Source organism: Streptomyces sp. NPDC051940, assembly GCF_040680895.1.
Classification (GTDB): domain Bacteria; phylum Actinomycetota; class Actinomycetes; order Streptomycetales; family Streptomycetaceae; genus Streptomyces.
In genome coordinates this window covers 1-22,977 of record NZ_JBFAXR010000131.1, presented here as the reverse complement: position 1 = coordinate 22,977, position 22,977 = coordinate 1, and the positions used below count along the sequence as shown (strand labels likewise).

Annotated in this window: 21 protein-coding genes and 2 pseudogenes; 11 read left to right on the top strand and 12 right to left on the bottom strand. The window is 74.2% G+C overall.

All coding sequences use genetic code 11. The annotated features are described in order from the left end of the window. Nucleotides 1-319 precede the first annotated feature (319 nt). Together AB0M28_RS33520 and AB0M28_RS33515 are read left to right on the top strand one after the other, a co-directional pair. Nucleotides 320-1,591 (top strand): MFS transporter, encoded by a 1,272-nt coding sequence (locus tag AB0M28_RS33520; protein ID WP_365413335.1) that lies wholly within the window; start codon nucleotides 320-322, stop codon nucleotides 1,589-1,591. Nucleotides 1,592-1,715: 124 nt separating this feature from the next. Next, entirely contained in the window at nucleotides 1,716-2,156 is a 441-nt protein-coding gene (locus tag AB0M28_RS33515) for a DUF3052 domain-containing protein (RefSeq protein WP_365413333.1), read from the top strand. On the opposite strand, the gene AB0M28_RS33510 is transcribed toward AB0M28_RS33515, so the two are convergent. After that, on the bottom strand, nucleotides 2,101-3,384 hold the full coding sequence (locus AB0M28_RS33510; RefSeq protein ID WP_365413331.1) for an NAD(P)/FAD-dependent oxidoreductase: 1,284 nt from the start codon (nucleotides 3,382-3,384) through the stop codon (nucleotides 2,101-2,103). The two genes, AB0M28_RS33515 and AB0M28_RS33510, sit on opposite strands and share 56 nt — an antisense overlap. 53 nt (nucleotides 3,385-3,437) lie before the next feature. Here AB0M28_RS33510 and AB0M28_RS33505 point away from each other — a divergent pair, with 53 nt between their 5' ends. The 4 genes from AB0M28_RS33505 to AB0M28_RS33490 all read left to right on the top strand — a co-directional run bounded on the left by AB0M28_RS33505 (nucleotide 3,438) and on the right by AB0M28_RS33490 (nucleotide 6,679). Next, complete coding sequence (locus AB0M28_RS33505; RefSeq protein WP_365413329.1) at nucleotides 3,438-4,034, top strand: TetR/AcrR family transcriptional regulator; 597 nt, start codon at nucleotides 3,438-3,440, stop codon at nucleotides 4,032-4,034. 102 nt (nucleotides 4,035-4,136) lie between these two features. Next, complete coding sequence (locus AB0M28_RS33500) at nucleotides 4,137-4,727, top strand: winged helix-turn-helix domain-containing protein (RefSeq protein ID WP_365413327.1); 591 nt, start codon at nucleotides 4,137-4,139, stop codon at nucleotides 4,725-4,727. Continuing rightward, complete coding sequence (locus tag AB0M28_RS33495; RefSeq protein ID WP_365413325.1) at nucleotides 4,724-5,983, top strand: MFS transporter; 1,260 nt, start codon at nucleotides 4,724-4,726, stop codon at nucleotides 5,981-5,983. Before AB0M28_RS33500 ends, AB0M28_RS33495 begins: the two co-directional genes overlap by 4 nt. 561 nt (nucleotides 5,984-6,544) lie before the next feature. Then, on the top strand, nucleotides 6,545-6,679 hold the full coding sequence (locus AB0M28_RS33490) for a hypothetical protein (RefSeq protein WP_365413323.1): 135 nt from the start codon (nucleotides 6,545-6,547) through the stop codon (nucleotides 6,677-6,679). Nucleotides 6,680-6,722: 43 nt separating this feature from the next. Here AB0M28_RS33490 and AB0M28_RS33485 read toward each other — a convergent pair whose 3' ends face one another. The 5 genes from AB0M28_RS33485 to AB0M28_RS33465 form a co-directional block, all read right to left on the bottom strand. Beyond that, on the bottom strand, nucleotides 6,723-7,346 hold the full coding sequence (locus AB0M28_RS33485; RefSeq protein WP_365413321.1) for a DsbA family protein: 624 nt from the start codon (nucleotides 7,344-7,346) through the stop codon (nucleotides 6,723-6,725). A 109-nt stretch (nucleotides 7,347-7,455) separates the two neighbouring features. After that, on the bottom strand, nucleotides 7,456-8,178 hold the full coding sequence (locus AB0M28_RS33480; RefSeq protein ID WP_365413319.1) for a phosphotransferase: 723 nt from the start codon (nucleotides 8,176-8,178) through the stop codon (nucleotides 7,456-7,458). A gap of 71 nt (nucleotides 8,179-8,249) precedes the next feature. Further along, on the bottom strand, nucleotides 8,250-8,999 hold the full coding sequence (locus AB0M28_RS33475; RefSeq protein ID WP_365413317.1) for a metallophosphoesterase: 750 nt from the start codon (nucleotides 8,997-8,999) through the stop codon (nucleotides 8,250-8,252). 119 nt (nucleotides 9,000-9,118) lie between these two features. Continuing rightward, nucleotides 9,119-10,984 (bottom strand): glycoside hydrolase family 3 protein, encoded by a 1,866-nt coding sequence (locus tag AB0M28_RS33470; protein ID WP_365413315.1) that lies wholly within the window; start codon nucleotides 10,982-10,984, stop codon nucleotides 9,119-9,121. A gap of 17 nt (nucleotides 10,985-11,001) precedes the next feature. Beyond that, nucleotides 11,002-12,210 (bottom strand): MFS transporter, encoded by a 1,209-nt coding sequence (locus AB0M28_RS33465; protein WP_365413339.1) that lies wholly within the window; start codon nucleotides 12,208-12,210, stop codon nucleotides 11,002-11,004. A gap of 90 nt (nucleotides 12,211-12,300) precedes the next feature. Between AB0M28_RS33465 and AB0M28_RS33460 the strand changes: the two genes are divergently transcribed. The 4 genes from AB0M28_RS33460 to AB0M28_RS33445 all read left to right on the top strand — a co-directional run bounded on the left by AB0M28_RS33460 (nucleotide 12,301) and on the right by AB0M28_RS33445 (nucleotide 16,604). Beyond that, nucleotides 12,301-13,098, top strand: a complete 798-nt coding sequence (locus AB0M28_RS33460) for a helix-turn-helix transcriptional regulator (protein ID WP_365413313.1) — start codon at nucleotides 12,301-12,303, stop codon at nucleotides 13,096-13,098. Between the two features lie 123 nt (nucleotides 13,099-13,221). After that, the gene (locus AB0M28_RS33455) at nucleotides 13,222-13,956 is read left to right on the top strand and encodes a metallophosphoesterase family protein (protein WP_365413311.1); all 735 of its coding nucleotides are present in this window, start codon (nucleotides 13,222-13,224) and stop codon (nucleotides 13,954-13,956) included. 100 nt (nucleotides 13,957-14,056) lie between these two features. Continuing rightward, complete coding sequence (locus AB0M28_RS33450; RefSeq protein WP_365413309.1) at nucleotides 14,057-15,010, top strand: ornithine cyclodeaminase family protein; 954 nt, start codon at nucleotides 14,057-14,059, stop codon at nucleotides 15,008-15,010. 286 nt (nucleotides 15,011-15,296) lie between these two features. Continuing rightward, a complete protein-coding gene (locus AB0M28_RS33445; RefSeq protein ID WP_365413307.1) occupies nucleotides 15,297-16,604 on the top strand; it encodes an MFS transporter in 1,308 nt (435 codons plus the stop codon). Between the two features lie 72 nt (nucleotides 16,605-16,676). On the opposite strand, the gene AB0M28_RS33440 is transcribed toward AB0M28_RS33445, so the two are convergent. From AB0M28_RS33440 to AB0M28_RS33420, 5 genes are all read right to left on the bottom strand, one after another. Continuing rightward, on the bottom strand, nucleotides 16,677-17,642 hold the full coding sequence (locus AB0M28_RS33440) for a slipin family protein (RefSeq protein WP_365413305.1): 966 nt from the start codon (nucleotides 17,640-17,642) through the stop codon (nucleotides 16,677-16,679). 164 nt (nucleotides 17,643-17,806) lie between these two features. Continuing rightward, on the bottom strand, nucleotides 17,807-18,724 hold the full coding sequence (locus tag AB0M28_RS33435; RefSeq protein WP_365413303.1) for a S1 family peptidase: 918 nt from the start codon (nucleotides 18,722-18,724) through the stop codon (nucleotides 17,807-17,809). 387 nt (nucleotides 18,725-19,111) lie between these two features. Beyond that, a complete protein-coding gene (locus AB0M28_RS33430; RefSeq protein WP_365413337.1) occupies nucleotides 19,112-19,939 on the bottom strand; it encodes a S1 family peptidase in 828 nt (275 codons plus the stop codon). Between the two features lie 218 nt (nucleotides 19,940-20,157). Continuing rightward, on the bottom strand, nucleotides 20,158-20,961 hold the full coding sequence (locus AB0M28_RS33425; RefSeq protein ID WP_365413301.1) for a DUF1684 domain-containing protein: 804 nt from the start codon (nucleotides 20,959-20,961) through the stop codon (nucleotides 20,158-20,160). An 88-nt stretch (nucleotides 20,962-21,049) separates the two neighbouring features. Continuing rightward, nucleotides 21,050-22,249 carry a DUF5685 family protein gene (locus tag AB0M28_RS33420; protein WP_365413299.1) on the bottom strand — a complete coding sequence of 400 codons (1,200 nt, stop codon included), beginning with the start codon at nucleotides 22,247-22,249 and terminating at the stop codon, nucleotides 21,050-21,052. 254 nt (nucleotides 22,250-22,503) lie between these two features. Here AB0M28_RS33420 and sepF point away from each other — a divergent pair. Continuing rightward, a pseudogene (gene sepF / locus AB0M28_RS33415) lies at nucleotides 22,504-22,884 on the top strand (cell division protein SepF); the annotation flags it as partial. Here sepF and AB0M28_RS33410 read toward each other — a convergent pair. Further along, nucleotides 22,870-22,977, bottom strand: a pseudogene (locus tag AB0M28_RS33410) (hypothetical protein); the annotation flags it as partial. The pseudogenes sepF and AB0M28_RS33410 overlap by 15 nt on opposite strands.

The following is a 22,977-nucleotide window of genomic DNA, read 5'->3' as shown; positions in this document are numbered from 1 at the left end:
CTCCGGGGTCACCGCCCGCAGCTGCGCGTCGGCGTGCCCGTCCGGCGTTTGAGGACTGAGGCGCGAAGCGCCGAACCGCGCCGCAGGCGCCGGCGAGACCCGAGCCGATCAGCGCGACCGGCACCGCTCCAGCCCGTCCGGCGTTTGAGGACGAGGCGCGCAGCGCCGACCGCGCCGCAGGCGCCAGCGCAACCGCACGCTTGCAGCGCGACCGGCACCGGATCCAGCCCGTCCGGCGTCTGAGGACTGAGGCGCGCAGCGCCGAAGCGCGCCGCAGGCGCCAGCGCAAAGGCGACATGCCCGCTGCTAGCCTGCGCCCATGATCAGGGGAAAACCGACCACGCGAACCGCCCGCGCAGCCCGCGCGGAGCGCGTGCTGATCACAGCCAGCTTCGTGAACCGGGTCGGCAACGGCCTCTTCAACGCGGCGTCGGCGCTCTACTTCACCCTGGTCGTGGGCCTCCCCGCAGCGCAGGTCGGCGCCGCCCTCACCGTCGCCGGGCTGGTCGGCCTGCTCGCGGGGATACCCGGAGGCCGGCTGGCCGACCGCCGCGGGCCGCGCACGGTCATGACGGCCGCACTGGCCGTACAGGCGATATCGATGGCCGCCCTCGTGTTCGTCGAGAGCTGGACCGCCCTCACCGTCATCGCCACGGTCGACCAGCTCGCCGCGGCCGCCGGCGGGGCGGCCTGGGGAGCCCTCGTCGCCCGGGTCGGCACCGACCGCCCGGCGGTCTTCCGGGCGAAGCTCCGCACGTACGTCAATCTGGGCGTCATCCTGGGAACCGTGGGCGCCGGGTTCGCCGTGACGGCGAACACCCGCACCGCCTACGTCACGCTGATCCTCGGCAACGCGGCCAGCTTCGCGCTCTGCGCCCTCCTGCTGTTCCTGCTCCCCGGCTACCCCGCGCTCGCCAGGCCGCCCGGGCAGCGCCGCTGGCAGGCCCTCACCGACCGCCCGTACCTGACCTTCACCGCCCTGTACGGCGCCATGGGGCTGCAGTACCAGACGGTGTCCCTGCTGCTGCCGATCTGGATCTCGGCGCACACGGACACCCCGCGCTGGACCGTGGCCGCGGTCTTCGCGGTCAACGCCGCGGTCTGCGTCCTGCTGCAGACCAGGATCGGGTCCCGCGTCGAGACCCCTCGCGACGGAGGCAGGGCGTTCCGTACGGCAGGACTGATGTTCCTCGTCAGCTGTCCGCTGATGGCCCTGACCGCACACACCCCCGTGTGGGCCGCCGCCGCCCTCGTCGTAGTGGCGATCTTCATCCACAGCCTCGGGGAGGTGTGGGAGTCCTCGGCCGGATTCGCCCTCGGCTTCGGCCTGGCTCCCGACCACGCCCAGGGGCAGTACCAGGGGCTCCTCGGCCTCGGCTTCAGCGCGGGCCAGGCGCTGGCCCCCGCCGTCCTCACCACCGCGGTACTCGGGCTCGGCACGGCCGGCTGGTTCCTCCTGGGCGCGTTCTTCGCGGCGGTCGGCGCCGCGGGCCCGGCGCTCGAGCGATGGGGTACGCGGACCCGGCCCCGGCCCCGGCCGGGGGTGCCCGCGGCGGACCCCAGCCCCGAACGGGACGCCGCCGCCGCGTGACCACGACGCCCTCGCGCTCCGGGCCCACACCACCCCGCTCCAGGCCCACACCACCCCGCTCCGGCCACGCCACCGCGTCGCGCGTTGCGCTGCGGGGGCGTGGCCGCTCCGCGACGATGACCCCATGAGCCCCTCCGCCGCCGCCGGCGGCTACTCCCCCACCCCGCTCGCGAAGAAGCTCGGCGTCAAGCCCGGGCACCTCGTCCACCTCCACCACCGGCCCGCCGGCTGGACGCTCCCGGAGCCCCCCGAGGACTGCACCGTCGCCGCAGGCGGACCGGACGGCGCCGACGTCTGCGTCGCGTTCTACCGGGAGCGGGCCGCCCTCACCGCCGATGCGGCCGGTCTCGGCGACGGGCTGGCGGACCACGCCACGCTCTGGATCGCCTGGCCCCGCCGGGCCGCGGGGCACGACAGCGACATCGCGGAGAACGACCTGCGGGACGTCTTCCTCCCGCTCGGCCTCGTCGACGTGAAGGTCGCCGCCCTCGGCGAAGACTGGTCGGGGCTCAAGTTCGTCCGCCGGAAGGAGAACCGGGGACAGCCGGGCGGTGCGCGGACGTAGCAGGCGGCGGGCCGCCGCCCGCACGCGGACGCCGTAGCAGGAGCCGGGCCGCCGCCCGCGCGCGGTACGCCCGCAGCGGGGCCGCGCCCGTGAACGCCGCCAGGAAGCGCTCCGCCTCCGCCGGCCGCTCCGCCACCGCCGCGAGGAAGCGCCGCTCCAGGCGCCCCGGCGGCGCGAACTCCGCCAGCCCGACCGTGAGGTCGTACATCTCCCGCAGTCCCGCGTCCCGTCGCCGGTGCCGGGCGCGCAGCGCCGCGTCGAGCCGGCGGGGGCCGCCGGGCAGCCCGCGTACGACCGCGTCCGCGAGCAGCGACGCGTCGCGCAGGGCGTTGGTGATGCCCTGCGCGGTGATCGAGTCCATCACCGCCCCCGCGTCGCCGGCCAGCGCCCAGCCGGGCCCGTGCGGTACGCGCAGGGTGTTGGGCTGGTCCGGCGTGGTGCGCAGGCGTTCCGCGCGTTCGGCGGCGCGCAGGCGCGGGCCCAGGTCGCCGCAGCCGTCGGCCGTGCGCCGTACATGCCCGTCGAGGTCGCCGCGCAGCGCGTCGAACTCCGTGAGAGGGGCGGCGACGTAGACCATCGTCAGGTCGTCGTTCGTCGGGAAGACGGCGACCGTCCGTCCCGGCCGCTGGTAGAGCTCGCCGGCGGTCACCGGCAGCCCGGCCCAGTAGGAGTACGAGGCGAACGCCCGCGCCGGCCGGGTCCGGTACGCACGCGCGCCCGCCTCCCGTGCCACCAGCGAGTGCTTGCCGTCCGCCCCCACGACCAGCGGCGCCCGCTCCGTCACGGGCGCACCCCCGCGGCCTTCGCCCCGCACCCCGGTCACCCGGCCTTCGGACCATACGAGGCCGGTCACCCGGAAGCGCTCGCGCACCTCCGCCCCCGCCGCCCGCGCGGCATCCGCCAGCCGCGCGTCGAGGAGCGTGCGGCGCGGGCTGTAGAGGGCGTCCACTCCCCCGTACGACGGCAGCGGCCCCTCGAACGCCGTGTGCCCGGCGTCGAACCGCACCCGCCGCGTCGCCGGCGTACCCGCCGCCCGCAGTCCGTCGAGCAGCCCCCAGCGGTGCAGCAGGGCGATCCCCGGGACCTGCACCTGGTGCGAGGAGACCGTGTCGCTGGGGAAGGCCGCCCGCTCCAGTACGAGCACCCGTAAGCCGGCCCGGGCCAGCAGCATCCCCGTCGCCGCGCCCGCCACCCGGGCGCCCACGACGATCACGTCGTACCGTGTCACCGCTCCCCCTTCCATACGCCACCGTATGGATTTCCGTACGGTAGCGTACGGTCATGGCGAAGCGGACGACAACCCCCAAGTCCCGGCTGGGCAAGGACGACTGGACGCGTGCCGCGCTCGCGGCCCTCGCCCGGGGCGGGGTCGCGGCCGTCGCCGTGGAACCGCTCGCGACGCGCCTGGGCGCCACGAAGGGCAGCTTCTACTGGCACTTCGCCAACCGGGACGCGCTCCTCCAGGCGGCGCTCGCCGCCTGGGAGACGGAGACCACGACCACCGTGCTGGACGAGGTGGCCCGGGCGGGCGGCGACGCGTCCCACCGGCTGCGGCTGCTGACGGCGACCGTCGTGGAGGCGGCGGAACGGGACCGCATCGGCCCCGCGCTGCTGGCGAACGCGGACCATCCGGCGGTGGGGCCGGCGCTGGCGCGGGTGACGGAGACCCGCGTGGCGGCGATCGCGGCGCTCTTCGAGGAGCTGGGCTTCCCCGCCGGGACGGCGCGCGAGCGGGCGCTGCTCGCGTACAGCACGTACCTCGGGCACGCCCAACTGGCCCGGACCACGCCCGGATTGCTGCCGTCCGGCGCGCAGGACCGCAGACGGTACCTGGACCACGTGATGGACGCGCTGACCTCGGCGCCTTCGGCCGGCTGACACCTCGCCCACCGTCGGCCGTCCGTCAACTGACCGCACATCGCAAAGAGTTCTTCGCGAAGAACTCTTTGCAAACGACTCTTTGCGTTCTACGGTGTCCCCATGTCATCCGACCCCGCGAGCGACGCCTCGCCCCCCGGAACGCACATATCCCTCGACGCCAAGGGCCTGCGCGCCCTCGCGCACCCGGTCCGGGTCGAGATGCTCACCCTTCTCCGCAAGCACGGGCCGTCGACGGCCACGCGGATCGGCGAGCGCCTCGGCATCAACTCCGGTGCCGCCAGCTACCACCTCCGCCAGCTCGCCGCGGCGGGCTTCGTCGCGGAGGACACCGGACGCGGCAACGCGCGGGAGCGCTGGTGGCGTTCGCTGCACGACCGCACCGTCCTGCGCGATCCGGAGCTCGCCCGCCAGGAGCCCGAGGCGGTGCTCGCGTATCTGCAGTCGGTGGTCACGTCGCACAACCTCCACGTCCAGCAGACCCTCGCCCAGGCGATGGCGATGCCGCCCGCCTGGCAGGAGGTCATCGACATGAGCAACTGGAGGCTGCGGCTCACGCCCGAGCAGACGCTGTCGATGCGGTCGGAGCTGGCCGACGTCATCACCCGGTACCAGCACGCGGAGAGCGACGACGAGCGCGCGGAGCCCGTCACGCTCCTCACGTACGTCCTGCCCGGCCCGGAGGAGTCGTGACGGGCGGCGGCGGCACGGTCGGCCGCCGTCCCCTCGTCGGCCTGCTCGCCGCGGTCGCCGTCTCCCTCACCGGATCCGGTATCGCCGCGCTCGCCCTGCCCTGGTTCGTGCTGGAGACGACCGGCAGCGCGACGCGTATGGGGGTCGCCGCGTTCTGCGAGGCGGCGCCGTACGTGCTGGTGAAGGCGCTGAGCGGACCGTTCCTGGACCGGCTGGGGCCGCGCCGGATCTCCTGGGCCACCGATCTGGTCAGCGCCTCGGCCGCGGCGTCGATCGCGCTGCTGCACACGGCGGACCGGCTGTCGTACGGCGTGCTCCTCGCCCTCCTCGTCGTCGTCGGGGCGGCGCGCGGGCCGGGCGACACGGCGAAGGAGGTCATGGTGCCGGAGGCGGCCCGGCTCTGCCGGGTGCCGCTGGAGCGGGCGACGGGGCTGCTCGGCGCGGTGGAGCGACTGTCGGGCATGGCCGGTCCGCTGGCGGGCGGGGCGCTCGTGGTGTCCCTGGGCGCGATGACCGCGCTGGCGGTGAACGCGGCGGCGTTCCTGCTCGGTTCGCTGATCGTCGCGCTGTCGCTGCCCCGCGGGATGGGCGGACCGCCGCCGGCGCCTCCCGGCCGGGAGGAGGGCTATCTGCGCCAACTGCGCGAGGCGCCCGCCCTGCTGCGGACCGACCGGCTGCTGCTGACGATGCTCGTCATGCTGGCGGCCACCAACCTCCTCGACGCGGCCTCGGGCGTGCTGATGCCGGTCTGGGCGCGGGAGTCGGGCCGCGGCGCGGCCGTGCTGGGAGTGGTCGCCGGCGTGTGGAGCGCCGCGGCCGTGGCGGGCAGCCTGGTGGCCGCGGCGACCGCGCACCGGCTGCCGCGGCGCACGGTGTTCTTCGCGGGCTTCCTGCTGGCGACCCCGCCGAAGATGCTGGTCCTCGCCCTCGATCCGCCGATCGGCGTCCTGCTGGCGGTCATCGCCGCGGGCGGCTTCGCCATCGGCTTCGTCAACCCGGTGATCGGCGCGATCGTCTTCGAGCGCATCCCCGCCCCGCTCCTCGGCCGCGCACAGGCCCTGGGCAGCGCCCTGTCCTTCGCCGGCATCCCCCTGGGCGTCCTGCTGGGCGGCGCGGGGGCGGGAACGCTGGGCCTGGTCCCGATGCTGCTGACGGTGGCGGCGCTGTACGTGACGACGGTGGCCGTCTCGGGCCTGCGCCCCCAGTGGCGAGAGCTGAACCGCCCCCCGCAACCGGAGGTGACGGAGGCGGCGTGATCCGTCCTAGGCTTCCCTCCACGACGGCGACGCACCACAGCACGCACGACGTGGACGTCCGGGACGGCGTCGTGGTCAAACGCTTCGTCTCCCGCGACCGCGGCGAACCCGACCGTGAATGGCGCGCGCTCTCCCTGCTCGCCGTCCACGCCCCCGGGCTCGCGCCGGAGCCGGTGCGCCGGGAGGGCGCCGAGGTGGTGATGACCCGGGTGCCGGGGCGGCCGCTGCGGGGCGGGCGCGTCGGGGCCGCCGAGTGCGCGGCGCTCGCGGGGGCCGTCGGCACCCTGCACGAGGCGGTGCCCGCCGCCGTTCTGGCGGACCTCGCGCCGGCGGCCTGGGACGCGGAGGAGGCCCTGCGCCGGGCCCGCACCTGGTCCGCGCCTCCGCCCCCGGCGGGCCTCCCGCCCCGCGTCGCCGAGGCGTACCGCGAGGGCGCCCGGTGGGCGGCGGGCGCACGCCTGGGCTCCGAGGGCCGCATGCATCTCCACCTGGGTCGACACGGAGTTCGACGCCCGCCGCTTCCTCGCCCGGTTCGACCTCGGCCCGGCGGAGGCCGCCCGGTTGCGCGAGCTGCGCCGGGCCTGTGCGCTGATCTGGCTCACCGGGCTGCTCCCCGGCGGCGGGGCCACGCCGTTCAATCCGCCGGGAAGCGCCGAGCGGCAGGCGGAGCGGGTGCTGGGTCTGCTCGGCGCCTGAGGGCCGGCGCCCCCTTCCGTGATGGGGACGCCGGCCTGAGGCGTCAGTCGAAGCTGAGGTCGCCCGTGCGTGTGCGCTTCAGTTCGAAGAACTTCGGGTAGCTGGCCAGCGCGTACGCGCCGTCGAAGAGCTTGAGCGCGTCCTCGCCGCGCGGGATCGCGGTGAGGACGGGGCCGAAGAAGGCGACGCCGTCGATGTGGATGGTGGGCGTGCCCACGTCCTCGCCGACCGGGTCCATGCCCTCGTGGTGGCTCTTGCGCAGCGCGTCGTCGTACGCGTCGGTGTCGGCGGCCTCCGCGAGCTCCGCGGGCAGGCCGACCTCCGCGAGGGCCTCCTTGATGACGACCGGCAGGTCCTTGTTGCGCTGGTTGTGGATCCGGGTGCCGAGCGCGGTGTAGAGGTCGCGCAGCACCTCCTCGCCGTGCGCCTGCGCCGCGGCGATGGCCACGCGGACCGGGCCCCAGGCGTTGTCCAGCAGCTTGCGGTACTCGTCGGGCAGGTCCCGGCCCTCGTTGAGCACGGACAGGCTCATCACCCGGAAGCGGAGGTCGATGTCGCGCTGCTTCTCGACCTCGAGGATCCAGCGGGAGGTGATCCAGGCGAAGGGACAGACCGGGTCGAAGTAGAAGTCGACCGTGGGCTTGGCGGTTCCGGCGTCAGCCGTCATCAGTAGGTCTCCAGAATCGATCGTCATTGCTCGTGAGAGTAACCACTGTGTGCAACAACGATCGCCCGCCCGGTCATCCCGCATCCGCCGGGCCAATCCGCGACACGGCTCACAGCGCCGCCGTCAGCTCCGCCCGGTGCGCCACGGTCCAGTCGTGCGCGGCCGCCACCTCGCCCACCGCCCCCGCCGCCCGCAGCCGGACCATGGCGGGGTCCCCCGCCTCCGCACCCGCGGCGATCCCGCGCCGGCAGCGGTCCTGCCACCACAGGACGGCGCCGTACAGCGCCCCGCGCACGCCGGGCGCCATCCCGTACGCGTCGGCCACCAGCCGCATCCGGCGCCCCGCCGCATCCGCGTCCGCCAGGGCGGGCCCGAGCCCCAGGTACTGCCAGCAGACGTGGGCGACGTCGTGGAGGCGTTCGCCGGGCGCGGCGAGGTCCCAGTCGATGAGGGCCACCGGGACGCCGTCCGCGTCGTAGACGGTGTTCCTCGGGGCGAGGTCGTTGTGGCAGACGACGGGGCTGCCGCCGGCGAGCGCGCTGCCCGCCGTCAGGTCGTGGAACCCGCGCACCAGCTCCGCCACCCGCGCCACGCTGTCGTCGGACAGCGCCGGGCGCGGCTCCCACTGCGCGCGCCCCTCGACGTACGACAGGATCTCCCGCCCCTCGGCGTCCACGCCGAGGAAGCGCGGGGCCGCACGGAATCCGCGCCGTTCCAGCAGGCGCAGCAGTTCGTGTACGAAACCGGCGCGGTCCTGCGGCGTACGGCGCACGGTGTCGCCGACGCGCAGCACCCGGTTGACGCTCCCCCCGGGCAGCACGGACTCCGACATGGCGACCACCCTGCCTCATCACCCCACCGGGGGCACCCACGGGCTGAGGAAGCCCGGGGCCCGGCCGCCCCTCACCCCCCGTACACCACGCGGAAGTGCGTCATCAGCCGCCGGTCCTCGCCCAGCGCGTGGAAGGCGACGCCGGGCGGGGCGTCGTAGTCGGTCCAGACGTCCTGGTCCTCCCACCCCAGCCGGATGGTGCTGTCGACCGCCGGGCCGGTGACCACCGGCCGCCCGGCGAAGACCGAGGCACCCGGGCTGTGGACGTGACCGGTGAGGACGGCGGCGATCTCGGGGTGCGCGGCCATCACCGCGGCGAGGTCCTCCGGCTGCTGCAGGCCCATCGTGTCGGCGACGGGGTGGTGGATGGCGACGGGCGGCTGGTGGAAGGCGACCAGCACCGGCACCTCGCCGCCGAGGCCGCGCAGGGCGTCCCGCATCCAGTCGAGCGTCGCGGGGGCGAGCACGCCCTCGTTGCGCCCGGGGATGGTCGAGTCGACCGTCAGGACCGCGATGCCGGCGATCTCGTGCAGCCGGTTGACGGGCTCGTCCGAGGGCGGCTCCCCCAGCAGCACCTTGCGGTACGCCGCCCGGTGGTCGTGGTTGCCGGGGCAGGTCAGCACGGGGAAGGGCGCCGCGAAGAGCTCCGCGGCCTCCTCGTACTCCGCCTCGGCGCCGTGGTCGGCGATGTCACCGGTGACGAGGAGGGCGTCGGGCTGCCGGGGCAGGGCGCGCAGGTGGTCCATCACCCGCGTGACGCGCCCGTGCGCGCGCTCGCCGCCGTTGAGGTGCAGGTCACTGATCTGGGCAAGCAGAACCATACGCCGGAACTCCCTAATGCATAGAAACGCTCTAGCCATTAGCACCCTAGCAGCGCCGCACCACCCGCCGCGAGGCCCGGCCCCGCCATGCCACAGCGGGGCAGGGCCCCATGGGCCGCTCAGTACGGCGTGATCCCGTACCCCGGCCCGAACAACGGCACCTTCCCGTCCCCGCTGTTGACCGGCTCGTCCGCCACCGCGCGCGGCCAGCTCACCGGTAGCCTCCCCGTGAAGCCCGAGCCGAACAGCGCGTCCGTGATGCCGCGGGCCTCCGTGCCCGGGAGCCACGCCGCCACGAACGCGGCGGCCTTCGGCAGCTGGTCGGTGAGCACCAGGGGGCGGCCCGAGTAGAGCACCGCGACGCACGTCGTCACCCGGGCGCAGAGGTCGCCCAGCTGGGCCGCGTTGTCGTTGCCGAAGGCGAGCGTGGCGGAGTCCCCCCGGCCCTCGGCGTACGGCGTCTCGCCGCCCACCCAGATGCCGACGTCGCCGCTGTAGCGGCCCTTGGTGCGCGTACCGACGTTCTGCAGCGTGATGCCCGTCCCCGCGGTCTCCTGCTGCAGCGCCTGCCAGAACGTCGTGCCCGTGGTGTGCGTACCGGACGCGCCCTGCCAGCTGACCGACCAGCCGCCGGTCTGGTTCCCGAGGTTGTCCGCCGACTTCCCGCCGACGACGATCTTGTACGAACCGGTCTTCGCCAGCGGCAGCGCACCCCCGTCGTTCTTCAGCAGCACCAGCGACTCGCGCACCGCCTCCCGCGCGACCTCGCGATGCGCGGCGGAGCCGACGGCAGGGGTGTACGAGCGGTCGGCGTAGGGGTGGCCGAAGAGGTCGAGCGCGAACTTCGCGTCCAGGATGCGGCTGACGGCGTCGTCGACCCGGGACTGCGGGATACGGCCGGTGTTGACGCCGGACACGATCGCGTTGATCGTGCCGGCGTAGTCGTCCGGCACCATGATCATGTCCAGCCCGGCGTTGACGGCGTCGGCCACCTTGTCCGCGTACGACGCCCCGGGCAGCTGCTTCACCCCGCCCCAGTCGCTCACCACGAAGCCCCGGAAGCCGAGTTCGCCCTTCAGCACATCGGTGATCAGATAGCGCGAGCCGTGCAGCTTCTGCCCGTTCCAGCTGCTGTACGACACCATGACCGATCCCGCGCCCGCCGCGATCGCGTCGCGGTACGGCGGCAGGTGCACGGAGCGCAGCTCCGCCTCGCTGATCCGGGCGTCGCCCTGGTCGATCAGATAGCCGCTGTCCCCGGTGCCGTACGCCGTACCGCCGTCGGCCACGTAGTGCTTGGCGGTGGCGAGCACGGAGGACGGCCCGACGGCGGTCCCCTGGAAGCCGCGGACCGCGGCGGCGCCGAGGGCGCCGGCGATCGAGGGGTCCTCGCTGTAGCCCTCGTACGTCCGCCCCCACCGGTCGTCGCGCGGCACGCAGACGCACGGCGCGAACGTCCAGCGGATGCCGGTGCCGAGGACCTCCTGGCGCGTGATGTCCTCGACGCGCTGCACGAGGTCGGCGTCGCGCGTGGCGCCGAGCCCGATGTGGTGCGGGAAGAGGGTCGCGCCCTGCACGTTGTTGTGGCCGTGTACGGCGTCCACGCCGTACAGCAGCGGGATGCCGAGCCGGCTCTGCAGCGCGTGGCCCTGCAGGTCGTCGACCATGTCGGCCCACTGCGCCGCGGTGCCGCCCTCGCCGTTCGGGCCGCCCCCGCCGCCGCTGAGGACGGAGCCGATGGCGTAGGCGGCGAGGTCGTTCTTGTTCGAGAGGTAGGTGTTGGCCACCTGGGTCATCTGGCCCGCCTTCTCGGCGAGCGTCATCTTGCCCAGGCAGTCGGCGGTGGACACGCAGCCGGGCGCCGCGTGCGCCTGCCGCGATTCGGGTGGCAGGACCAGCAGCCCGGCACTCAGGGCGAGGAGGGCGACCGCGACGCGTGTCCGGCGCCGCCGCACACCGTTGCGCGGGCTTGAGCGAACGTTCACCGTGCGCCTCCGTCTCGTCAAGGCGAGTGACTCGTACGGGAGTTGTTCCGCAGCCGACGGGTTACGTCAAGATCCCGGGCGTTCCGGAACTTCCCGGGCCGCCCGGCCCGCGGCGCCGTCGCAGCAGCCGGCTCGTGGAGCGTGCGCAGCAGCAGCCAGCCGGCCGCGGGCAGTGCGATCAGCGGGGCGAGCGCCGCCTGCAGGGACCACGCGTCGGCCGCCGCCCCGATCAGGGGCCCGGCGAGTCCGCCGACGCTCACGGCCAGGCCCAGCGTGACACCGCTCGCGGTGCCGGGGCGCCCGGGGAGGTAGTCCTGGCCGAGGGTGATGTGCAGGGAGAACGGCACGTACAGACCCGCCGACGTCAGCGCGACGAAGACGTACAGCGCCGGACCGGGCACGAGGACGACGCCTGCCACGGCGGGCACCGTCAGCGCGTACGACCACCGCACCACCGCCGTCCGCCCGAAGCGCGCGGCGAGCCGGCCGCCCGCCACCGTGCCCACCGCCCCGCCGGCGTAGAGCACGAACAGCGCTGCCGTACCCGCCCCTTGACCGCCGCCCGTCCGCTCGCGCGCGTACAGCGCGACGAACGCGCTGAGGCCGACGAAGACGACGGAGCGGCAGACGATCGCCCCCGACAGCCGTGCAAACGACCGCCAGTCGTCCGCCGCGACCGCACTCCGCTCCCCGCCGCGAACGGACGCCGTTTCCACGGGCGTCCGGCGCACCACCACCGCACACAGCACCGCCCCGAGCGCCGCCGGCACGGCCAGCAGCGGTGACGCCGCCAACCCGCCGACGGCCAGCACACCCGCGACCAGCAGCGGGGCCGCCGCGAAGCCGAGGTTGCCGCCGAGCGAGAACCACCCCATCGCCGTATGGCTCCCGCCCGCCGCCGCCCGCGCCACGCGCGCCGCCTCCGGGTGGTAGGCGGCGACCCCGGCGCCGGACAGCGCGACGACCGCCAGCGTCACGGCGTACGGCCCGAAGACCCCCGCGAGCCCCACCCCCGCGCCCGCCGCCAGCGCGGAGAGGGGCAGCAGCCAGGGCATCCGCCGCCGGTCGGTGAGCAGGCCGAAGAGCGGCTGCACCACCGACGACAGCAGCGAGGCGGCGAGCACCAGCCCGGAGGCGGCGGCGTAGCCGTAGGAGCGCTCGGCGACGAAGTACGGCACCAGGGCGGCGACGGCACCCTGGTAGACGTCGACACAGGCGTGGCTCATGGACAGCAGCGGAATACGGGAGTTCGCGGGAGGCACACCGGCATCGTCGCCCCGCGGCCGCCTGGCGCGCTTCCGATAAGATGCCAACTTGTGCCGGAAATCCGCCATACCCCCGAGGCCCCCACCCGGACCCAGCTGCTGGCGCCCGGCGACCGGATCGACGCGCACCGGCACGACGACCACCAGATCGTCTACGCGGGCTCTGGTGTACTCGCCGTGACCACGGACGCGGGCACCTGGTTCGCGCCCGGCACCCGCGCGATCTGGGTGCCGGCGGGCTGCGTGCACGCCCATCGCGCGTACGGGCGGCTGCGGCTGCACCTGCTGGGCCTGCCCGCGCGGACGAACCCCCTGGGGCTGGACGGCCCGGCGGTGCTCTCCGTCAGCCCGCTGCTGCGTGAGCTGATCCTGGCGTACACGGGCGGCGAGCGGCAGGAGACGCCGCAGCGCCGCCGGATGCGCGCCGTCCTCCTCGACCAGCTGCGCGCCTCGCCGCAGCAGCCGGTCCAGCTGCCCGCGCCCACCGACCCCCGGCTGGCGGCCGTGTGCGCCCTGCTGCACGACGACCCCGCCGACAGCCGGCCGCTGTCCGCCCTCGCGGCCGCGGCGGGCGTGGGCGAACGCACCCTCAGCCGGCTCTTCCGCGGCGAGTTCGGCATGACGTTCCCGCAGTGGCGCACCCAGCTGCGGCTGTACCACGCGCTGCGGATGCTCGCCGACGACGTACCGGTGACGGCCGTCGCGCACCGCTGCGGCTGGGCCTCCGCCAGCGCGTTCATCGACGTCTTCCGCCGCAACTTCGGCTACACGCCGGGGGCGCACGGGGTCGCTGCCACAGAGCCCCGAGCCCTACCCGCCGTAGCGCCGCCCGACTCTGCCCACCGCTAGGCGCTTCCCGACTCTGCCCACCGCTAGGCGCTTCCCGACTCTGCCCACCGCTAAGCCGCTTCCCGACTCTGCCCACCGCTAAGCCGCTTCCCGACCGCACCGGCGAAGGACCAGGCTGGCCCCATGACCGCACCCACGATCGCCGTCCTCTCCGACATCCACGCCGTGCTGCCCGCCCTGGAGGCGGTGCTCGCCGAACCGGACGTCCGTTCCGCCGATGTGATCGCGCTCACCGGCGACATCGCCTCCGGGCCGCTGCCCGTGCAGACGCTCGACGCGCTCACCGCCCTCGGCGAGCGGGCGCTGTGGATCGCGGGCAACGGCGAGCGGGAACTGGTCGAGTCCCGCGGCGGGAAGGAGACCTCCGACGCGGTCACGACGTGGGCCGCCGGCCGGCTGCGCGACGACCAGGTGGCGCTGCTGGCCGGGCTCCCGCCCACCGCGACCGTCGGCAGCACCCTCTTCTGCCACGCCACGCCCCGCGACGACGAGGAGATGGTCCTCGTCGACTCCCGCCCGCAGCGCTGGGCGGACGTCCTCGCCGGCCTCCCGCCGGAGGTGGAGACGGTGGTCTGCGGCCACACGCACATGCCGTACGTCCGCCTCACGCACGGCCGTCTCGTCGTCAACCCGGGCAGCGTGGGCATGCCGTACGGCCGCCCCGGCGCGCACTGGGCGCTGCTCACGGCGCAGGGCGTGTCGCTGCGGCGCACGCCGTACGACTACGCCGCGGCGTGCGCCCGTATCGCCGCGGAGTCCGGCTTCCCGGACGCCGCCGCGTGGGCCGACGAGTACGTCCACGCCCGCAACTCGGCCGAGGAGGCGCTGGCGGTCTTCGGACCGCTCGACGGGCGGTGAGGGGAGCGGTCACCGCCGTCCAGGGACGGGGCTCGGTCCGCGTCCGTGCGACCCTGGGCCGGTCGATGCCTGATCAACGAGCACGCCGGGAGCCGCCCCCATGACGCTGCTGCTGTCCCGTTCCGGCCTGGAGCGGGTGCTGGAGACCGAGGCCGCACTGGCCGCCCTGCGGTCGGGGTTCGGCGCCGCCGACGGCGCGATCGCCCCGCAGCGCGTACGCACCGGCCTCCCCGGCCCGGGTACGGCCACTGCCCTGATCCCGGGGCTGGTGCCCGGCATCCCGGCGTACACGGTGAAGGTCAACGCGAAGTTCCCGGGCGCCGATCCGGCGCTGCGCGGGGTGGTGTGCCTGCACGATCTCGCCACCGGCGAACTGCTCGCGCTGCTCGACTCGGCGACGGTGACGGCCTGGCGCACCGGGCTCGCGGCGGCGCTCGGCACGCACGCGCTGGCGCGGCCCGGGGCGGACTCGGTGACCGTGGTCGGCGCGGGCGCGCAGGCGGAGCTGGTGCTGCGCGGGCTCACCGCGCTGCGGCCGGTGCGGCGGCTGACGGTGGTGGACCTGGATCGGGCCCGGGCGGAGTCGTTCGCCGACCGGGTCGGCCGTGCCCGCGGCATCGCCTCCTCCACGTCGGGCGACGCCCGCGAGGCGGCCCGTACGGCGGACATCACCGTCACCGCGACCTGGGCCCGCGAGCCGCTGCTCGACGCGGGCGACGTACGGCCGGGCTGCCACGTGACGTCGCTGGGCGCGGACGAGCCCGGCAAGGCGGAGCTGTCGGCGGACCTGCTGCGCTCGTCGTACGTGGTGGTCGACGACCGCGAACTCGCCGCGCGGGCCGGGGCGCTGGGCAACACGGGCCTCGGCCCTCAGGCGGCCGCGGCGACGATGGCGGAGGTCCTGCGGGGCGAGGCGGCCACCGCCCCGCGCGACGACACCGCCACCGTCTACGCCCCGGTGGGCCTCCCCTGGCAGGACCTCGCCCTCGCGTGGCCGGCGTACCGCCGGGCGGTGGAACTGGGGACGGGCACGCGGTTCGACTTCCTGGGGTGAGGGGCCCGGGAAAACGGCTTCCTGGGGTGAGGGCCGCGGGAAAACGGCTTTCACCGCACGGCGCCGCCGGATTATCGTGCGGGCAGCGAATGATCCCTCCGAGGAGTCGAGACATGCCCGGTCGCCCGAGCACGCGCTGACGCCGTAGGCCGTCACCGGCCCGTCATCGCGTGCTGCCTTCGTCATGCGGCACAGCGAGCCCTTCCCAACCGCCCCGAACCGTCGGCGCGTCCGCCGGCGTGCCACGAGGGGCGGGCCTCGTCCCAGGCGACACCCAGGGGTCCCCGTGCCGTACGTTCCCTCCTCCTCAGACACATCCGGTTCCCACGCATGCGCCTCCGCCGCGTCCGCGCCGCGCGGCCTGTGGCGGGACGCCGACTTCCGCCGGCTCTGGGTCGGCCAGACCGCCTCCCAGCTCGGCGAGCACGCGACGCTGGTGGTCCTCCCGCTGGTCGCCGTCCTCGTACTCCACGCCGACGCGGCCCAGTTGGGCGCCCTGCGCGCGGTGGGGCAGGCGCCCCTGCTCCTGCTCCCCCTCCTCGTCGGAGCCTGGGTGGACCGCTGGCGGGCCCGTACGGTCATGGTGCTGTCGGACCTGGGACGGACCCTGGTGCTGGGCGCGGTCGCCGCGGCGGGCCTCCTCGGGCTGCTCGGCCTGCCGGCGCTGGCCGCCGCGGCGTTCGCGGTCGGCGCCCTGTCCGTCTTCTTCGACGTGGCGTACCAGGCCTCCGTCGTACGGCTGGTGGAGCGCGACCAGTGGGTGCGGGGGACGAGCGCGCTCGAGGGCAGCCGGTCCGCGGCCCAGGTGGGCGGGCCCGCGCTCGGCGGCGCGCTGGTGTCGCTGCTGTCGGCGCCGGCCGCCGCGGCGTCGGGCGCGGTGTTCTTCGCGCTGTCCTTCGTGTCGGTCCGCCGGATACACCGTCGCGAGGTCCTCCCGGAGCGCGGGATGCCCGCGCGGACCTGGCGGCAGATCCACGAGGGGCTAGCCCATGTCGCCGGGAACCCCGCGCTGCGCACCGTGGGGCTCGCCTCGGCCGCCTTCCAGTTCTCCTTCGCGGCCCTGATGACGGTCTACCTGATCCACCTGCCCCGGGAGCTGCACCTGCCGGCGACCGCCATCGGCCTGGCGCTGGCGGCGACGGGCCCGGGCGCACTGGTGGGCTCGCTGCTGGCCGCCCGGCTGCCGGCCCGGCTCGGTTACGGGCGCGTCCTCGTCACCGCCGCCGCGCTGGGCAACGCCTCGATGCTCTGCGTACCCGCAGTGCACGGCCCGCCGGCGCGGGCGGTCGCCGCGCTGATGGCCGTGAACTTCGTGTTCGGCGTCTTCAGCCAGCTCGTCAACGTCACGGTCACGGCCGTCCGCCAGCACCTCGTCCCGGCGGGGATACAGGGCCGCGTGGCCGCGACGATCACGTTCGCCGGCATGGGCACGGCCCCCCTCGGCTCCCTGCTCGGCGGCCGGCTGACGGACATGTGGGGCACGACGACGTGCCTGCTGCTGACGGCCTCCACGATGATGCTGTCCCCCCTGCTGATGGCCGCGTCCCCCCTCGCCCGCCTGGGCCGCGACCTCCCGCCCGCGCCCGCCCGCTGAGCCCACGGCACCGGGAACCACGGAACGTACCGGAACATCCGTGGCGGGGCGGCGACGCCGTACGCGCCGCCCTCAGTCCTCCGGCTTCTCCTCCTGCTTCTCCTCCGGCGCGGGCTCCAGGTCCGGCGTGGACGGCTCGTCCCCCTCCGGCAGCAGCTCCGGCACCATCCCCTCGAGCTCCGGCAGCGGTTCCGCCGGGCGCAGGGGGTTCGCCGGGATCGCCGTCTCCTCCACCTCGAGGGCGCCGTTGGGCGGGGTGGGCGGAGGGGGCGGGGCCGCGCCGGGTGCCCGTTCCAGGAAGCGGAGGAGTTCGACCGGGATCGGCAGCACCAGCGTGGAGTTCTTCTCCGCGGCGACCGCCATCACCGTCTGCAGGAGCCGCAGTTGCAGCGCGGACGGCTGGTCGGACATCTGCTGCGCGGCCTGCGCCAGCTTCTTCGACGCCTGCAACTCCGCGTCCGCGTTGATGACACGGGCGCGCCGCTCGCGGTCGGCCTCGGCCTGGCGGGCCATGGAGCGTTTCATCGTCTCGGGCAGCGACACGTCCTTGATCTCGACGCGGTCGATGGTGACGCCCCATTCCACGGCCGGGCTGTCGATCATCAGCTCCAGGCCCTGGTTGAGCTTCTCGCGGTTGGACAGGAGGTCGTCCAGTTCGCTCTTGCCGATGATGGAGCGCAGCGACGTCTGCGCCATCTGCGAGACGGCGAAGCGGTAGTCCTCGACCCGGACGATCGCGTCCGAGGGGTTGACGACCTTGAAGTACACGACCGCGTCCACCCGGACCGTCACGTTGTCCCGGGTGATGCCCTCCTGGGCCGGGATGGGCAGCGTCACGATCTGCAGGTTGACCTTGCGCATCCGGTCGACCAGCGGGACGATCATGGTGAAGCCCGGTTCCTTCACCTGGGTCCTGAGCCGCCCGAGGCGGAAGATCACACCGCGTTCGTACTGCTTGACCACACGGGCCGCAGCCATCGCATAGACGGCGCCGACAGAGACCAACGCCACTCCACCGGCCACCAGCGCCTCGAGCATCTTCGCCCCCTGGCGTGCGCAGGACGTCTCCTATACGTCCACGGTAACCCCGCCGCAGACGTCTGGGACAGAGCCCGTACGGCCCGTCCGGGCCCGATACCGGGCCCCCGTCCGGCATCCCGGACGGGGGCCCGCCGTGCACAGCGCGCGCGGCGCCGTCACGGTCAGTACACGCTCACCCCGTACGCGGAGAGCGCCTCGGTCACCGGCTGGAAGAACGTCGTACCGCCGGAGGAGCAGTTTCCGCTGCCGCCCGAGGTGAGGCCGAGGGCCGTCGTACCGGCGAACATCGAACCGCCGGAGTCGCCGGGCTCGGCGCACACGTTGGTGCGGATCAGACCGGAGACGATGTCACCGCCGCCGTAGTCGACGGTGTAGTTCAGTCCGGTCACCGACCCGCTGTGGACGCCGGTCGTCGAGCCGCTGCGCTTGACGGACTGGCCGACGAAGGCGCTGCCGGCGCTGGTGATGTCCTGGTTGGTGCCGTTGTACAGGTTCACGGTGCCGGGGTGGGTCAGCGCCGTGTTGCTGTAGCGGACGATGCCGTAGTCGTTGCCGGGGAAGCTGGACCCGGACGTGGGGCCGATCAGCGTGGTCCGCGAGGAGTTGGTGTACCAGTTGCCGCCGAGTTCCGTGCAGTGGCCGGCGGTCAGCAGGTAGTACACGCCGCCGCTGGTGCGGACGTTGAAGCCGAGCGAGCAGCGCCCGCCGGCGTTGTAGATGGCCTGGCCGCCGTTGATGAGCCGGCTGAGCTTGCCGGGCAGCCGCTCGAACCGCACCGCGTCCGTGCCTGCCCGCTCCCTGATCTTCGCCTTGCCGGCCTCGGTCACCGTGCTGTCGACGGCGACGACCAGGGTGCCGGTCGCCGCGTCCACGGTCCAGGCCGAGCCCGCGACGCCCGCGGTACGCAGGGCGGTGTCCGCCTTGGCCAGGGTGGCGGCGCTCGCCCGGGCCTGAGCGGGGGCCTGCGCGCCGGCGGTGGGCGTGAAGGCCACAGCCGCCAGTACGGCGGCTGAGGCGACCGCGAGCCACTTGGCGTGGCCCTTCGTCGTGCCGTGGGGGGTGGTGCGCTTGATCCTCACTCAGTCCTCCGAGTCGACTCGTTGGGGACCCGCCTGGTGTGCGGGTCCGTGAGGCGCAGCCACGGGCGGCGCGGAGCGGCCGGGACTCGCCGGCCGGGCCTGCGGCCGGGTCTCCCGACCCTTGGTCTCCGCGCGTAGACACAGGCGTCTCGTGAACGACTGACAGTCGTGCCCCTGACAAGCGCTGCCCCGAGCGTGGCGGATCCGGAAGCGGAACGCAAGGGCGCACAACACCTTTGCGGAAGCCAACCGTCCGACACATCACGGCAGTTCACGCCCCTGTTACGGCGGTTTGCGGGCATGCCGCGGCGCGGCCCGCGGCACCCTGCCCGCCCGGACCGCGCATGCGGCGGCCACCGGGACGTCCCGGCGACCGCCGCCTCGGACTCAGTAGACGGTAACCCCGTACTTGTCCGCCGCCTCGCGCACCGGCTGGTAGAACGTCGTACCGCCGACGCTGCAGTTGCCACTGCCGCCGGAGGTGATGCCCAGCGCCTTGGTGCCGTCGTACAGCGCGCCGCCGGAGTCACCGGGCTCGGCGCAGACGGTGGTCTGGATCATGCCGCGGACGGTGCCGCCGCCCGAGTAGTGCACCGTGACGTTCAGCGCAGTGACCTGGCCGGTCTTGGTCCCGGTGGTCGAGCCGCGGCGGGTGACGGACTCGCCGACGAACGGGTCGGCCACCGTGAAGCCGCCGGGGTGGCTGAGCGACGTGTTGTCGTAGCGGACCAGCGCGTAGTCGTTGCCCGGGAAGCTGGACCCGGTGGTGGGACCGATCAGCGTGGTCTGGCTGGAGTTGGTGTACCAGGTGTTGGCCACGTCGCCGCAGTGGCCGGCGGTCAGGAAGTAGTAGGTGCCGCCCTTGACGACGTTGAAGCCGAGGGAACAGCGGTAGCCGCCGCCGTAGATGGCGTCGCCGGACGAGAGCAGCGGTTTGAACACGCCCGTCGCGCGCTCGATGGTCACGCCGCTGCCGAACTTCGCGGTCGCGTTCTTCAGCTTGGCCAGTTCGGCGGCGGAGACCGTGGAGTCCACGGTCACCCTCAACCCGCCCTTCGCGTCCTTGCCCCAGGCCGTTCCGCCGATGTTCGCGGCGTCGACGGCCGCTGCGGCGTCGGCGGCCTTGAATGCGGTGTGCGGGGCCGCCTGCGCGGCGGGCAGCCCGACTGTCCCTGCGGTGAGCAGCGCGGATGTGATCGCGGTGGCGATGGCCATGCGCTTGAGCCTCAACTCGGCCTCCTCAGGCATCAGCAGGACAGAGGTACGGCCCGGATAGGCCATGCCCCTGACAAGCACTGGAGGGGAGTATGGTCGCCCGCCACCCAGCCCACAAGACCGCTTGACACGGGTTCACGCAGTGGCAACACACGGCGATCACAACGCCGTCCGGCCCGCGCGGAGGTGTCGCGCGGGCCGGCCCGGATCAGACGCGCTCAGGCGGAGGCGACGTCCCTCTCCCCCGCCGGGACCGCCACGTCGAGGCGGTTCCCCGGCGGCGGGAAGGGGCACAGGAAGTGCGACGTGAAAGCGCACGGCGGAAGCTGGGCCCGGTTGAAGTCCACCGTGACCGAGCCGTCGGCGGCCGGCGCCGCGGTGCGCTGGAAGCGGAAGCGGTAGCTGGTACGGCCGCTGGTGGCGTCGGCGAAGACGACGAACAGCCCGCCGCCGTCCTCCACCCCCGCCTTCAGCGTCCGCTCCTGCCCGTCGAGGGTGAAGACCAGCTCGCCCGCGAGCCCGATCCCCCGCGCCACGCCGTCGGCGTTGGGCACCTGGACGTGCTGCTCGGCGTCGTACGGGCGGAAGACGGCCGGCAGCGTGTAACGGGCGTCGTGGTCGAAGACGTCGATCCCGTCGAAGGCCGTACGGGCCTTGGCCTCCGGATCGAAGACCCGAACGGCCCACAACCCCTCCCGCCGCATGGGCACCAGCCGGCACCGCCGGTGCGCGAGCCGCGACGCACCGGGCCCGCCCTCGTGCACCGCGAGCCGCACCTCACCGGCGAACGGCTCCCCGTCCAGGGTCAGTCCGTCACCCGCCTCGGCCTGTACGACGAGGGCGTCACCGTCGACGCGCCACCGCCCCGGTACGTCGTCCAGCCGCCCGTCGACGGCGTCGTCCAGCCACAGGGTGCCGGTGACGGACAGCGGTCCGTAGGGGGCGGTGACCCGCCGCAGCCGGTCCTCGTGCCACGCCGTCCACTGCCCCGGGGCGTCTGCGGCCCGCTCATCTGCGCTCATGACGCCCAAGCGTTCCACAAGCCCCGCAGGTGGAGTGCATCGGGGCGCGTGCGGGCGCGTCTCCGCGGCGCCTGGAGTTCCAGCCCCGTCAGCAGCTGCAGTCGCACCCGTCGCAGCAGCAGTCACACCCGTCGCCGCAGCTGCAGCAGTCACCGCACCCGCTGCAGTTGCAGTCGCACTTGTGGCAGGCGCCCTCGCGCCGCTGCCCCGTCCACGGGTCCGCGAACTCTCCCGCGCAGCACACCTGGCACGTGCACAGCAGCCCCGCGAAGGCCAGACACCCCATCAGCGCGCCCCGCCCACGCGGCGGCCCCGGCGGAGGCGGCATCCCCGGACCGCCGGGCGGGTTGCCGTACGGGTTGTCGCCCGGGGGCGCGTACGGATTGCCGCCCGGCCCGGGCCCGTACGGACCGCTCGCCGTCACATGCCCGCAGGCCGGCCCGAACACCCGCTCCACGGAGTGCGGGAGTTCGTGCACCAGCAGCCGGTGCGCGAGCTTCGCGTCCTCGAACTCCACCTCGCGCAGCGCGAGGCGCACCCCGTGCACGGCGTCGTCGCACAGCCGGCGCACCTCGGCCAGATCGGCGCCGGTGACGGCGACCGGGTTCCACGCGCCGGCGGCGGCGTCGGCGCCCAGGTCCTCGACGGCGTCCAGGAGATGGGCGAGCCGGCCGAAGAGGCGCCCGGCCTCGCCGAGCGGCGCGACGTTGCCGGGCCGCCCGGCGAGCACGGCGGTGTGCGCGAACGCGGCCGCGGTCGCGGTCTCGGTGGGCTCGGTGACGGCCAGCAGCGGCGTACCGAGTCCCGCGAGCCGCTCCAGCTCCGGCTGCCGGGCCACCGCGTCGACCAGCACGGCCGTGTCGAAGCCGAGTTCACCGCCCGTACGGGCCCCGCCGCGGTCCCACGACTGGGCGACGCGGCCGGCGAGGGCGGCGACGCGCGGGCGGGCCAGCAGGCCGTCGCGGTCGGCGACATGGTCGCGGACCTTGGCCGAGGCCAGCACCAGCGAGACGGCGGCGGCGAGCCGCGCGCCCTCGCCCCTGGCGACGGAGGCGGTACGCATCCCGCGCAGCGGACACGGTCCGGCGAAGCGGCGCTGCAGGCCCGTCGCCGGGGTCTGAGCCTCCGTCAGAACACTGATGACCAGCCCGTCGTAGTTCGTCGCGACACGCGCGAACTGACCGTGGTCACCGCGCAACGCCAGACAGAGCCCGCACAGATGGGCAAGCCACGATGTGTGCAGGTCCTTGGAAAGCCGGTGTCTGCACGGCCGAATGATCCCGAACACAGTCCCCCCGACAGTTCAAAGCCTCTAAAGGCTTCACCCGTTCGTCCCACACTCACCCGGTCGGCCCAGGATAGAGTATCCAACACACCGTCAGCCGCCTTGATCAGCAAGAACTCTGACCTGCCGGCACATGTTTTGCACCAGGTCTGTCACGAATCGCCCGCGAGGTAACAATACGATTGACGCATCATCTGCATCATGGATGACCATAGGTGCGCGGACGGAAAAGTCGGCCCCGGAGAGAGGAGGCGTCCATGGGATCGGTGCGCAGGGCGAGTGCTTGGCTCGGACTCGTCGACGACAGCGATGACGAGCGGTACTACGACGACGACTACGCGGAGGCTTCGGATCAGCAGCAGCCCGCGCGGGGCGGCGCCTGGGTCACGGACCCCCGCGTCAAGGTGGTCTCCGACACCGCGGAGCAGCAGGGCCACCGGATCGCCACGATCACGCCTGACGGCTTCCGGGACGCGCGGGGTATCGGCGAACTCTTCCGTGAGGGCGTCCCCGTCATCGTGAACCTCTCGTCCATGGACCCCGCGGACGCGAAGCGGGTCGTGGACTTCGCGGCGGGACTCACGTTCGGGCTCCGCGGCACGATCGAGCGGGTCGCCACGCGGGTCTTCCTCCTGACCCAGCACCACCTTGGTGGCGGCGACCTCCTCCGCGCCCAGCGCGGAACCGTGCGCGGCCTCGGTGTTCTGGGCGTTCGGGGCCGGCCAGGCGAT

Coding starts and splice junctions, on each gene's coding strand:
- AB0M28_RS33520 (WP_365413335.1), top strand. CDS start 320: ATGATCAGGGGAAAACCGACCACGCGAACCGCCCGCGCAGCCCGCGCG.
- AB0M28_RS33515 (WP_365413333.1), top strand. CDS start 1,716: ATGAGCCCCTCCGCCGCCGCCGGCGGCTACTCCCCCACCCCGCTCGCG.
- AB0M28_RS33505 (WP_365413329.1), top strand. CDS start 3,438: ATGGCGAAGCGGACGACAACCCCCAAGTCCCGGCTGGGCAAGGACGAC.
- AB0M28_RS33500 (WP_365413327.1), top strand. CDS start 4,137: ATGTCATCCGACCCCGCGAGCGACGCCTCGCCCCCCGGAACGCACATA.
- AB0M28_RS33485 (WP_365413321.1), bottom strand. CDS start 7,346: ATGACGGCTGACGCCGGAACCGCCAAGCCCACGGTCGACTTCTACTTC.
- AB0M28_RS33480 (WP_365413319.1), bottom strand. CDS start 8,178: ATGTCGGAGTCCGTGCTGCCCGGGGGGAGCGTCAACCGGGTGCTGCGC.
- AB0M28_RS33475 (WP_365413317.1), bottom strand. CDS start 8,999: ATGGTTCTGCTTGCCCAGATCAGTGACCTGCACCTCAACGGCGGCGAG.
- AB0M28_RS33465 (WP_365413339.1), bottom strand. CDS start 12,210: ATGAGCCACGCCTGTGTCGACGTCTACCAGGGTGCCGTCGCCGCCCTG.
- AB0M28_RS33455 (WP_365413311.1), top strand. CDS start 13,222: ATGACCGCACCCACGATCGCCGTCCTCTCCGACATCCACGCCGTGCTG.
- AB0M28_RS33450 (WP_365413309.1), top strand. CDS start 14,057: ATGACGCTGCTGCTGTCCCGTTCCGGCCTGGAGCGGGTGCTGGAGACC.
- AB0M28_RS33440 (WP_365413305.1), bottom strand. CDS start 17,642: ATGCTCGAGGCGCTGGTGGCCGGTGGAGTGGCGTTGGTCTCTGTCGGC.
- AB0M28_RS33430 (WP_365413337.1), bottom strand. CDS start 19,939: ATGGCCATCGCCACCGCGATCACATCCGCGCTGCTCACCGCAGGGACA.
- AB0M28_RS33425 (WP_365413301.1), bottom strand. CDS start 20,961: ATGAGCGCAGATGAGCGGGCCGCAGACGCCCCGGGGCAGTGGACGGCG.